Source organism: Spirosoma liriopis (assembly GCF_023196085.1).
Lineage (GTDB): Bacteria > Bacteroidota > Bacteroidia > Cytophagales > Spirosomataceae > Spirosoma > Spirosoma oryzicola.
The window spans coordinates 1,240,901-1,253,752 of sequence record NZ_JALPRF010000003.1 but is presented as its reverse complement, the minus strand read 5'-3'; the positions used below and the strand labels follow the sequence as shown (position 1 = coordinate 1,253,752).

The following is a 12,852-nucleotide window of genomic DNA, read 5'->3' as shown; positions in this document are numbered from 1 at the left end:
CCGCTAAGTTTGACCCATGAACTGCCAACGAAACCAGTTCATGCGGGTAAACATGAGTCAGAAACAACGCATTTTCTTTTGGTCCATTACGGCTGCTTTGGGCGGCTTTCTTTTCGGCTTCGACACGGCCGTCATCTCCGGTGTCGAGCAATCGTTGCAATCGTTGTGGGGGCTGAATGTGTGGGAACACGGTCTGACGGTTTCGATTGCGCTCGTTGGCACGGTGCTGGGTTCGATGTTGGGAGGTATCCCGACGCAGCGCTTCGGGCGGAAGAAAACTTTATTGGGTATTGCAATCCTGTATCTGCTGGCTTCGGTCGGTACGGCACTAGCCCCTAACTGGACCATTTTCCTGATCTTCCGGTTTCTGGGTGGGCTGGGCGTCGGCGCTTCGTCGGTGGCCGCTCCGATGTATATTACCGAAATTTCGCCCGCTAAATCGCGTGGTCGGCTGGTAGCGCTTTTCCAGTTCAACGTTGTACTGGGTATCCTGATCGCTTACCTGTCCAACTATTTGCTGGGCGACATGGGTAGCGAGCCGTGGCGTTGGATGCTGGGTGTACAGGCGTTCCCGTCGCTCATTTTCCTAATTGCCGTTCTGAATATTCCCGAAAGTCCCCGCTGGCTGCTGCTGGTCCAGGGGCGGGTGGCCGAAGCGCGCGATGTACTTTATATGATTGATCCGGCAACCGCCGAAGAAACGCTACAGGCACTGCAACAACACGCCGACCAGCCTCAGAATGCCCGGCTGTTTACGGCCAAATACCGTACCCCAATCACGCTGGCCGTTTTGTTTGCGGTGTTCAATCAGGTATCGGGCATCAACGCCATCATCTATTACGCTCCCCGTATTTTCGAAATGACCGGTCTGGGCAAAAGTTCGGCCCTGTTATCATCGGCGGGTATCGGGCTGGTCAATCTTATTTTTACCTTGATTTCGCTCAATCTGATTGATCGCTACGGTCGTCGGACGCTGATGAAAATCGGTTCTGTAGGGCTTATCATCACGCTGGGACTCGTGGCGCGGGCCTTCTACACCCAGGACTTCGGCATGACAGTACCGCTGCTGCTCTTTGTTTACATCGCCTTCTTTGGTTTCTCGCAGGGAGCGGTCATCTGGGTGTTCATCTCCGAAATTTTCCCGAATGAAGTCCGCGCCAGTGGGCAGGCGCTGGGCAGTTTTACACACTGGCTGATGGCCGCGATCATCACCTTCACCTTCCCGTACCTGGCTGAGCAGATCGGCGGGGGGACTACCTTCCTGTTCTTCGCGTTCATGATGGTGCTGCAACTCGTATTCGTGCTGCGGCTCATGCCCGAAACCAAAGGAACCAGTCTGGAACAAATCGAAAGAACGGTCTTCGCCCATTAAACGACTCTGATCATGACACAAACCATAACCTGTTTCGGAGAAACGCTCTGGGACGTACTGCCAACGAGTAAGCAAGCGGGGGGCGCCCCCATGAACGTAGCCGCTGATCTGCGGAACTTCGGTATCAACGCGCAGATTATCAGCCGGGTCGGTTCCGACGATCTGGGCCGTGAACTGATTCAGTTTCTGGATCAGAAAGGGCTGCCGCTCGATCTGGTTCAGATCGGTCAGACGCACTTAACGGGTGTTGCCAAAGCCAATATTTCGGATACGAATGAGGTCACGTACAAGATCGTTCAGCCCGTCGCCTGGGATTACATTCACCTCGAGCCCAACCTGATCGACGCCGTTCAGAACAGCGATCTGTTCGTGTATGGTAGCCTGGCGGCACGCAGCCCCATGACGCACGAGACTTTACTGGCGCTGCTGGCCGTTGCCCGCCGGAAGGTATTCGACGTAAACCTGCGCGCTCCGCACTACGAACGCGAAACGGTCGAAGAACTGCTGCATCAGGCCGACATCGCCAAGCTGAACGAACACGAACTCATCGAACTGTCAGCCTGGTACGGCGAAGAGAATGATCTGCATCGGGCCATGCACCAACTGCGTGATCGGTATGCACTCGCAACCCTTTGCGTGACGCTAGGCGAGAACGGCGCGGTACTGCTGGACGAAACGGGCCTGTACAGTCAGGTTGGTTTTTCGATCGACGTAGCTGATACAATCGGGAGTGGTGACGCGTTCCTGGCTGCCTTTCTGTACAAAACGCTACAGGGCGAATCGCCGAAAAACACCCTTGAATTTGCCTGTGCAACCGGCGCGTATGTCGCGACGCAACGGGGCGCCACGCCTACGTTCACGGCGGAAACCATCGTGGATAAAATCCTGCGGTCCGAAGTGATCTGACCAACGTAATTCACCATTTCACCTTTTCTTAAACCCAACAACATGTGTAAAAATTACCTGTTTACGCTGATTGCCCTGTTGCTGACCGCCACGTTGGCACTCGCCCAGCAACGCACGGTTACCGGGACTGTCTTCGATTCAAAAACCAACGAGCCACTTCCCGGTGCCAGCATCATCATTCCCGGAACGACGACCGGAACGGTGGCCGATGTTGCCGGGAAGTTTTCGATTGCCGTGCCGCAGAGTGCCACCGGCATTACTGTTTCCTTTATTGGCTACGCTACGCAGACGGTATCGGTTGTGAATACGAATACCGTGACGGTTTCGCTGGCCGAAGGTGGTCAACTGGCCGAAGTGGTCGTGCTGGGTTACACCACGGCCCGCCGTCAGGATCTGACGGGTGCGGTGGCGATTGTGGACGTAGCGGCTACGAAAGCGACCAGCTCGGGTAACCCCATGCAGGCCTTGCAGGGACGGGTACCGGGTTTGTACGTCGAGAAATCGGGTACGCCATCCGGCGAGTCCAGCCGGGTGCTGATCCGGGGTGCCAATACGCTCGGGAATAACGATCCGCTGTACATCATCGACGGCGTACCGACCAAGCGCCCCTTCGTTTTCCAAAGTCTTAACTCCACGGCTATTCAGTCCATCCAGGTCCTGAAAGATGCGTCATCAGCGTCCATTTACGGATCGCGGGCGTCGAACGGGGTGATTATCGTAACCACCAAAAACGGATACAATACCGACGGAAAACTGAATGTTCAGTTCAACACCAGTATCTCGGCCCAGTCCGAAAAACCAGAGCGTTTCAAAATGCTGAACGCCGTTGATCGGGGACGGGCGCTTTGGCAGGCATCAGTCAATGACGGAGCCGACCCTTCTTCGGCCTACGGGGAGATTTACAACTTCGACTGGAATAAAAACTTCAGCAATCCAGTACTCAATAACGTAACGGTGCAGCCTTACGTGGGCGGTAACCAGAACGTACCGGCGGGCAACACCGACTGGCAAAAAGAACTTTACCAGACCGGCTTCATCACGAACAACGACCTGACGATTTCGGGCGGGACCAAAAGCTCGTCGATTCTGGTCAACCTGAGCTACCTCAATACCAAAGGGATGGTTCGGTTTACCGACTACAACCGGATCACGGGACGCGTAAATGGGATGACAAGCCTGGCCGACAACCGGGTGAAGTTCGGGGTCAATCTGCAATTAACGGCCTCCCGCGAAACGCCCGTCACCACAGACCTCGGCGGAGCACCAACACCTGGCCTGGCCGTGACGCTGGCGCCAACCATTCCGGTCTACACCACAACGGGTGACTACGCGGGTCCTATCGGGTCGGGTTATTCGGATCGCAACAACCCGGTGTTTATGCAATACATCAACCGCTGGGACAAAGTCCGCCGGACATTTGCATTCGGAAATATTTTCACCGAGATCGAACCGATCCGGGGGCTGGTGTTCCGGTCGTCGCTGGGGATGGACAATGCCGGTTTTTCGAACAAAAACATCGAACAATCGTTCCAGAACGGCTTTATTGCCCGGTCGCTCAACAGTTTGACGCTCAGCACCAACCAGTTCCTGAGCCTGACCTGGACCAACACGTTACGGTATAACTTCGATGTGGGTCAGCATCGGTTCAACGTACTGGCGGGTGTTGAATCCATCAAGGACAACCTGGACAACGTCGTTTCGTACCGCGAGAATTTCGCCGTGCAGAGCGAAGATTACTTTGTCCTGAGTGCTGCTTCGGGTAATGCTAGCAGCACGGGTACATCGACCGGAAGCCGGTTGTTATCGCAGTTTGCCCGAATCGACTACGGTTTTGGCGACCGCTACCTGGCTGCGCTCACGCTTCGTCGGGATGGTTCGTCCCGGTTCGGTACCGACAATCGGTACGGCTTTTTCCCGGCAGCTTCGGTCGGCTGGCGGATCGACAAAGAAGCGTTCATGCAGAACGTGAAGGCCATCAGCAACCTGAAACTACGGGCGGGCGTGGGCCGGATCGGTAATCAGGACATTGGGGATCTGGCCCGCTTTGGCTTGTTCGAACCCCGCTACGGTACGCTGGCTTCGCAGGTGCCCAATGGCCATAACAGCTTTTTCGATCAGTACTGGAACGTGGGAACGGCTTATGACCTGAACGGTACGAACAGCGGCACGTTGCCATCGGGTTTCGTGCAAACGCAGGGAGCCAACCCGGCTCTGCGCTGGGAAACGACCGACGAACTAAACGTAGGACTTGATTTCGGATTCCTGAACGGTAGCCTGGTTGGTTCGTTCGATTACTTCACCCGCGAAACCAAAGATATTCTCATTCAGCCACCTGTAGCAGCAGCGGTGGGTGAGGGCCAGCTGAAATTCGTGAACGGCGCGACGAAGACCAACAAAGGATTTGAACTATTGCTGACGTATTACGGGAAACCCAAAGGCGATTTCCGGTATAACATATCGGCCAACTTTGCCCGCTTCCGGGATAAGATCACCGTATTGCCTGACGAGGTGCGGTCAGCCTTCGCCGGAAACGCCGTGACGACGATCATCGGTCACTCGCAATTCGATTTGTTTGGCTACCGGACCGATGGGTTGTTCCAGAATCAGGAAGACGTAAACCGGCACGCTCAGCAGGTAGGTGCCGCTCCGGGGCGCATCAAGTACCGGGACCTCAATGGTGATGGCAAAATCGACGCGCTGGACCAGGAATTTTTCGGAACGACGCTGCCCGGTCTTGAGTACGGTGTTCGCGCTGAACTGGGCTACAAAAACTTCGATTTTTCGATCTTCGGATCGGGCATAGCCAGCCGGACCGGTTTCGATCCCTACACGTTCTACAACAACTTTATTCGTGGTCGCGAAAACGTAGGACCGGGCGTATTCAATGCCTGGACACCGCAGAACACGTCGTCCCGCATTCCGGCGCTCACGTTGTCGGATGGCAACAACGAAACCCGGTCGTCGGATTATTTCAACGTCAGCACCGCTTATTTCAAACTGCGGAACGTCCAGCTGGGCTACACTTTTCCACGGGACATGGTAGGCAAGCTGGGCATGACAAGCCTGCGGTTGTACGCGATGGCCGAGAACGTGTTCTGGCTGAAAAACAAGAATTACCTGGGACCTGACCCCGAACGGATCGACATCAATACGGTTCCCGTGCCGCGTACCATCACGTTCGGTTTAAATGTTTCCTTCTAAGCCCAAGACTTACGATCATGAAAAATAAAGTTCTGGTTTCATTGCTTCTGATGGCCGGTGGCGGTTTGTTCTCATCCTGCAAAGAATTTCTGGATTACCAGCCGCAGGGAACGCTTTCGTCCGAAAATATAAAAAGCGCCGACAATGCCGACGCGCTCGTAACAGCCGCTTATGCCTCGTTGGGCAACGGTGAAATGATTGGTCCCATCGCCAGCATGTGGGTGTACGGCAGCGTCCGGTCCGACGATGCGTACAAAGGTGGCGGTGGCGTGTCCGATCTGGAAGACATCAACTTCTACGAGCAGCACAACCTGACGCAGCCGCAGCAGGGTGGCGGGTTCTATCACCCGTACACCTGGGAAAACTACTACAAAGCCATCTCGCGGGCTAACGTAGCCATCCGGTCGATCAGCAACCTGACGGAATCGAGTTTTGCGCTGAAAACAACGCGTTTGGCCGAGTTGCGGTTTCTGCGCGGTCACGCCCATTTCATGCTGAAAATGCTGTTCAAGTACGTGCCTTACATTGACGAAACGCTGTCCAACGATCAGATTCTGGCTACGTCGAACCGGAAGTACACCAACGATCAGTTGTGGGATAAGATCGCCGAAGATTTTCAGTACGCGGTAACGAACCTGCCCGCTTCGCAGTCGCAGGTGGGTCGGGCCAACAAACTGTCGGCGGCTGCTTATCTAGCTAAGTTGCGGCTTTATCAGGCGTATGAGCAGGACGAAACCCACAAGGTTGTCAGCATCAACAAAACAAAGTTGCAGCAAGTGGTTGACCTGACCCAGCAGGTGATTAGTTCGGGTAAATACAATCTGCAATCGGATTTCGCCGAGAATTTCCTGCCCGAATACGACAACGGTGTCGAGTCGGTCTTTGCGGTGCAGTATTCCATCAACGACGGAACGACGCTGGGACGGCTTAATTTTGAGGATGGGCTGAACTACCCCCACGGTGCTCCGCAATACGGTTGCTGCGGTTTCCACCAGCCCAGCCAGAACCTGGCCAACGCCTTCGGAACGGATGCCAACGGATTGCCTAAGTTCGATACGTTCAACGACGCTGTGATCGATTTCAAAACGGCTATGGTCGATCCGCGCGTCGATCACACGATTGGCATCGATGGCCACCCGTACAAGTACAATTCGGCTTCACCGTTCAGCAACAGTTGGGTGCGCGATCCGGGCGTGTACGGGTTCTACCAAACCATGAAATCGCAGCAACTGGCAACCAGTTCGTCGTACAAAAAGCAGGGTCCGTTTATGGGTGTTTCGAAAAATATCGACATTATCCGGTACAGTGACGTGCTGCTCTGGCAGGCCGAAGCGTATATCGAACTGGGGCAACAGGCTCTGGCGCTACCGCTGATCAACAAGATCCGGGCGCGGGCCGCTGCCAGCACAGGCCGTACCAAGAAAGCCGATGGCACTGATCCATCCAAGTACCTGATCAAGCCCTACGATTCGGCCAACTGGACGCAGGCATACGCCCGGAAGGCTTTACAGTTCGAACGTCGTCTGGAGTTCGCTACCGAAAGTCCCCGCTTCTTTGATCTGGTACGCTGGGGCATTGCCGCCGAAACGCTGAACGCATACATCACCAAGGAAAAAACCCGCCGGTCGCACCTGAGTGGCGCTAAATTTACGGCGGGTCGGGATGAATACCTGCCTATTCCACAACGGGAAATTACCTTTACGAAAGGTCTTTACCAGCAGAATCCCGGATTTTAAGGTAATCAGTTAATGAACGAAGCGGGTGGAACGGCATAGCGTCGGCCACCCGCTCCGGTTAACCCAACAGTCTATGAAAAACAGCCTCTTATCCTTCCTCGTCACCCTGCTGACGTTCGCCGGGTCTACGGTACTGGCCCAGACCCACCGGCCCCGGTTTCATTTTTCGCCCAAAGCCCACTGGATCAACGATCCGAACGGGATGGTCTACTACAAAGGCGTTTATCACCTGTTCTGCCAGTATTACCCCGAAAGCTCGGTCTGGGGGCCTATGCACTGGGTCCATGCCACCAGTAAGGATATGGTCCACTGGCAGGAGCAGCCCGTTGCGCTCTATCCCGACAGTCTGGGATATATCTTTTCGGGGAGTGCTGTTGCCGATGTAAACAATACCACCGGATTTGGGAAGAACGGACAAACACCGCTGGTCGCTATTTTCACGCACCACAATCCTAAACTCGAAAAGCAGAAGCCGGAGCAGGTGGAGTCGCAGAGTCTGGCCTACAGCCTCGACGAAGGGAAGACCTGGACGAAATACGCTGGAAATCCGGTCCTGAGTAACCCCGGCATTACTGATTTTCGGGACCCTAAAGTGCGGTGGTACGAAGCCGGGAAGAAATGGATTATGACACTGGCTACCAAAGATCGGATCACGTTCTTTTCATCGCCGGACCTGAAAAGCTGGTCGAAAGAAAGCGATTTCGGGAGTGACGCGGGCGCGCACGGGGGCGTCTGGGAATGCCCGGATCTGTTTCCACTCACGCACAACGGCAAGACCGTCTGGGTACTGATCGTAAACATCAATCCCGGCGGACCAAATGGCGGTTCGGCCACGCAGTATTTTCTGGGCGATTTTGACGGAAAAGCGTTTAAAGCGTATTCGAAGGAAACGAAATGGATGGATTTCGGACCCGACAACTACGCGGGGGTGACTTTCTCCAACACGGGTAACCGGACGGTTCTGATGGGCTGGATGAACAACTGGCAGTATGCGGATAAAGTACCCACCAGCCCCTGGCGTGGTGCCACGACTGTTCCGCGCGAGATGGGCCTCAAAGCAGTCGGTAAAGAATTGTATTTGACATCTACGCCGATAAAAGAACTGAATGTACTGGACGAACCGGGCGTTTCGCTGAAAAACCTGACCGTTAAGGATTCGTACGATCTGACGGCCAAAACCAAAAAGGAAACCTCTCTTTTCAAGCTGGAACTGACGGCTCCGGCCACGGCTGATTTCTCGGTGGTACTCGCCAACAAGCAGGGTAACGAACTAGTGGTGGGTTACGACAAAAAGGCCAATACGTACTACATTGACCGCTCCAAATCGGGAAAAATAGACTTTGAAAAAGGATTTGGCAAACGGCACACCGCTCCTCGGCTATCGGCGGACGCCAATCTGTCCATGACGTTGCTGGCGGATGTGGCCTCGGTAGAACTGTTTGCCGACGGAGGACTCACCGTGATGACGGAAATCTTTTTTCCGGAATCTGACATGACCCAACTGTCGATCAAATCGGCGCAGGGAATAGCTATTTCAAGCCTGAAACTGACGCCCCTGAACGCTTCCCAAAAAGAAGGCATGTAAGCCATCAGTGCCAGCACCGGACAGCCATACCAAGCTTTGTCTGTGTGTTGAATGAGTAACGCTTTTGTGTATACGTTGAGCCGGTGGCATCGTTGTCATCGGCTCAATTGTTTATGGCGGTCAGTGGAGACGTTACTTGACGAGTACGCTAGAAGAGGGTCGTTACCCGGCTGGTTTCTTCAAAGACAATACTGCTGATACGCCTGATGGTGAAACTGGTTGAGGTCGTCGATCAGTCGTTGCGGAGATAACACCTTTACCTCCGGCCCCAACCGAGCTAGTTCAAAGACCAGTTCCTTATTAATGATAATCGACAGCCTGACCCGAAGTTCGGTCGGTGTATCTGCCAACACGTCTTCTTCCTGAAACGGGTAAAACGGTTGCGCTCTGAAATGCAAACCCTGCTGCCGGGTAAAGGCCAGCACAACATCTTCGGGTGGATTATCGTACGCAGCAACCCCCAACGCCTGCCGAAAATAGATATCGGCATCGAACGCCGGGACATCGAAGGAATCGTCTATCGCGTGTACCGAACCGTCGACAACGCGATCCAGACCAAACACCCGAACCTTTTCATAATCGATTTGCCAACCGACGACGTACCAGCGGTTCCGATGCTCCTTGATGGCATACGGAAACAAACGGTGCGATTTCCTGACTTCGGTATCAAATCGCTGGTGGTCGAACTGCACGACCTGTCTCGCGTGAATAGCGGCTAAAAACACCTCAACCCATTCGCTTCCCTTCACATACGGTACCGATTCAAACAGAATGTACTGCCCGTAATCGTCGGCGGGACTCGTCCGAAACCGAACCGCTTTATCGATCTTATCGACCGTGCCGCGCAGATCGGTAAACAAACTGACGTGTTTGAACTGGTTAAGCGTTGCCACGGCTGCGTGGAGGGCGGTCAGGTCTTTATCGGTCAGGGTAACCGATGCCGCCAGATTAAACGGTCGTGTATACCAATAGCCCTTCGGCCTGCGACTGTATTCGATAGGAGCCTCGTAAACATCTTTCAGATAGGCAATATCCTGCTTGATGGTTGATTGGGCCACATCGCACAGGCGGGCTAACTCTTTGGTCGTGGCGGGGCGATTGCTCCAACGGTTCAGGCGGCTGTTGATGGTGTGAAGGCGATCCTCGCGATTTTTGACGATTGGCATGGTAGAAAACGGTTTGTTTTTCGACAGGATTAACAAGATTTTTCTCTTTACAAAAGCATCCTGTTGGCTCGAAGCGTCGGCCTGGCTGTTAATCCGGTCAAAAAAACGGTTTGTTGTTGATTGCGCATACATAGGCTGTACGGTAATGGATAGAACTTTGTACCGTTAGGTGAATGCGGCAGAAAAAAGAGTAGAAAAATAGTGGACGAGCTTCACATCTCAGTGTACACACCTATAAACGAACATATGCAATTTCGACTGAGCCTTCGCCCCACCGCCCAACAGACACTCGTACCCTTCAATTACGCGTATCGACTGAGTGCGTTCATCTACGCCGTATTGGCCGAAGCCGACGGGCAGTATGCTACGTTCCTGCACAGCCAGGGGTACGAATATTCGAGTACGCGCCGGTTCAAGCTTTTCACGTTTTCGGACCTGATTATCCCGAACGCGCGCATCGACACCAAAGCGGGGGGACTGTGGGTGACGACGCCCCACATTGAATGGGTAGTGAGTTTCTACGTCGACAAAGCCGCTCAGCATTTTATCGTCGGCTTGTTTCAGGATCAGCGTTGCGTCATCGCGACACCCAAACACAAAGCGGAGTTTATCATCGAGCGCGTGGAAGCGGTGCCGGTGGAGATAGCGAGCAATACGGTTCAGTTGCGCACGCTCTCGCCCGTTGTGATTGCCGAAAAAGATGGACGAGGTATGGACCAATACCTGCATCCCGCCGACATACAGTTCGGGCCGTTATTAATCGACAACCTGTTGGCGAAGTGGAACAGCATTCCGAGAATGGTTTCGGCTGGCGATCCCTCTGCTCATGACTTTGCCACATCGGCGGTAACGTACCGACTATTACCCGACCGCGAACCCAAATCAAGGTTGGTCGCAATCAAAGAAGATTCGCGAGCAGAGACGAAAGTGCGCGGCTACTATGGCTTCACGTTCGAACTGAGTGGTCCGAAGGAGTTGCTGGAACTGGCGGTGCTAGCGGGCGTTGGAAGGTACAACGCGGAAGGGTTCGGCGCGGTGGGTGTGACAAAATAGCCCAGACAAAGCTGGGCTAATTCCTGGTATGGTACGATTAATCAGTAGTCTTTGCTATTGACTACAAACATTTTTCAATTCCTCTTACCGTACCAAAATTGGATGTTATTTATTTAAAAGGAAAGAAGTTTTTGCAAAGTGTTGAAAATAAGATATATGTATGTGAGTCCTCTAGATTTGGCTGAGATTTAGAATATTTACTACTAACATCGGATTGTTTTTGTAATAAGTGTTTTGTTGCTTTACAAACAGAGGGCAATTACAGTCGAGATGGATGTTAGCCTTACTTCGAGGATGTACGGGTTCCAAGCCGTCTCTTACAAGGTATATGAGGCTAACAAATAGAACGATAATCTTACGCCAACGTAAGGTTAGTAATTGCCTTTCTTTTTTCCTGACTATTTAGCTGTTCGGCTATGATTGATCAAACTAGTTTAATCAAACCTACCGGCGATCCTTTCGCTGACGTGGGCGGGTATGTGATTGAAACGCTTTGGGAAGATCCCAAACTAAAAGAGAAGGATATTCTAGGGTTGATTGACTACGTAGCTAACATCTACATCAATCAATGGAATGCCAATCTGCATGCGTTCTTCCTTAATTCAAAGATTACGCAACCTGCTTTCGATAGCAAGCGCAAATTAGCCGAAACGCTGGCGTACTATAGAAGCATACTTAATGAAACGGCTCCGTCTCAGGTTGGTTATTGCCGCATCTCCGGCCGAAAAGCGAATCTGTTTGCTGCCGGGCGCGACAACCATATTCTGTCTGGATCAAGTACGTTTATCAACTTCCATCATGGATTTGAGAGTGGGTTGTACTTGTCAAAAGAGATCATTATTCGGTTCTTTTTCGTGCCACTGGGCGTCACGCAGTTAGGCGATAAAATTGGGCTTATTAGTAGTAATAATAGCGTTGTTGCAAAATACTACGTACAGCAGTTGCTAAACGGTCCCGATGGACACCTGATGGCTCTCGGGCGTGGACTGGCTAGTGGGGTGGCTCGTTCTGATTACGGAATCGTAGCTAATGCCCTCTTCGCCTTTGCTGATTCCTGTATCAAAAATATCAAACCCGCCGTATTTGCGCGACTGGATGAAAACGTCGTAGAGATTCGTGATACCACGTTGAGTTTGTACCACTTTACCAATTTTGGCGCAAAACCGGAGGTGGTTATGTATCAGCTTCCTGCAACGGTGTTTGGCTTCTACGCGCTTTGTCAAACGGTAGCTTACGCTGAACACTGGCGCCCATTTGTAGCCGCTCATTATCGCAACTCGAAGTATAAGGATGCAAAGTACAATCAGGGCTCAGATACATGGGTATCTGCTAAAGAAGAGCTAGCCTACGATTCCTACAGCACGTGGCGCAATGTCATTTTAGAGCGATTGCTCAACGGCGGAACCTTGATTCCTTACTTTAAGCAATGGATTCGTAAGCATCCGTTTACCTTTCAGATTGTTGAGAACTACCTTTTTTATGTGAAAAATATGGATAAACGAACTCTGCAAAAAATTAAGGATGTCGCGGGCTTTATTGTCAGCCGCGACGAGGATGGTATCAAAAAAGCCATCCTCCGACTCAACCGAGCGAAGTACGTTCAGGAGGTGCGGCACTATCTGCTGAAACTGATTGACGACAACTACAAAGCCAATCCTGCCACGCCCTTAATTCGGCTGGACGATGTGGAATACCTGTTTCCCGAAACCGTTAGCTGGCGGGAAATCAGAGACTTATTGCTGATTGCGATTTACGAGAAGCTTCATGACAACCACATGATTGTGCCAACAGAAATAGAAGAACAAGAACTAGAAACACCAGAAAACGAATAAC

8 protein-coding genes are annotated in these 12,852 nt (G+C 52.6%); 7 read left to right on the top strand and 1 reads right to left on the bottom strand.

What is annotated here, in order from left to right; translation table 11 throughout:
* The first annotated feature begins 52 nt into the window (after positions 1 to 52).
* From M0L20_RS22105 to M0L20_RS22085, 5 genes are all read left to right on the top strand, one after another.
* Complete coding sequence (locus M0L20_RS22105) at positions 53 to 1,372, top strand: sugar porter family MFS transporter (RefSeq protein WP_248479170.1); 1,320 nt, start codon at positions 53 to 55, stop codon at positions 1,370 to 1,372.
* Positions 1,373 to 1,384: 12 nt separating this feature from the next.
* Entirely contained in the window at positions 1,385 to 2,278 is an 894-nt protein-coding gene (locus tag M0L20_RS22100) for a carbohydrate kinase family protein (protein ID WP_248479085.1), read from the top strand.
* A 42-nt stretch (positions 2,279 to 2,320) separates the two neighbouring features.
* Positions 2,321 to 5,479, top strand: coding sequence for a SusC/RagA family TonB-linked outer membrane protein (locus tag M0L20_RS22095; protein WP_248479084.1), 3,159 nt, complete (start codon positions 2,321 to 2,323; stop codon positions 5,477 to 5,479).
* 17 nt (positions 5,480 to 5,496) lie between these two features.
* Positions 5,497 to 7,215: a RagB/SusD family nutrient uptake outer membrane protein gene (locus M0L20_RS22090; RefSeq protein ID WP_248479082.1), complete on the top strand. Its 1,719-nt coding sequence runs from the start codon at positions 5,497 to 5,499 to the stop codon at positions 7,213 to 7,215.
* Between the two features lie 73 nt (positions 7,216 to 7,288).
* Positions 7,289 to 8,800: a glycoside hydrolase family 32 protein gene (locus tag M0L20_RS22085; protein WP_248479080.1), complete on the top strand. Its 1,512-nt coding sequence runs from the start codon at positions 7,289 to 7,291 to the stop codon at positions 8,798 to 8,800.
* 179 nt (positions 8,801 to 8,979) lie between these two features.
* Here the strand turns inward: M0L20_RS22085 and M0L20_RS22080 are convergent, their stop codons facing one another.
* Positions 8,980 to 10,098, bottom strand: coding sequence for a helix-turn-helix transcriptional regulator (locus tag M0L20_RS22080; RefSeq protein WP_248479078.1), 1,119 nt, complete (start codon positions 10,096 to 10,098; stop codon positions 8,980 to 8,982).
* A 114-nt stretch (positions 10,099 to 10,212) separates the two neighbouring features.
* Here M0L20_RS22080 and cas6 point away from each other — a divergent pair, with 114 nt between their 5' ends.
* Both cas6 and cas8a1 read left to right on the top strand, forming a co-directional pair.
* On the top strand, positions 10,213 to 11,019 hold the full coding sequence (cas6, locus tag M0L20_RS22075; protein ID WP_248479076.1) for a CRISPR-associated endoribonuclease Cas6: 807 nt from the start codon (positions 10,213 to 10,215) through the stop codon (positions 11,017 to 11,019).
* Between the two features lie 416 nt (positions 11,020 to 11,435).
* The gene (gene cas8a1 / locus M0L20_RS22070) at positions 11,436 to 12,851 is read left to right on the top strand and encodes a type I-B CRISPR-associated protein Cas8b1/Cst1 (protein WP_248479074.1); all 1,416 of its coding nucleotides are present in this window, start codon (positions 11,436 to 11,438) and stop codon (positions 12,849 to 12,851) included.
* Position 12,852 lies beyond the last annotated feature (1 nt).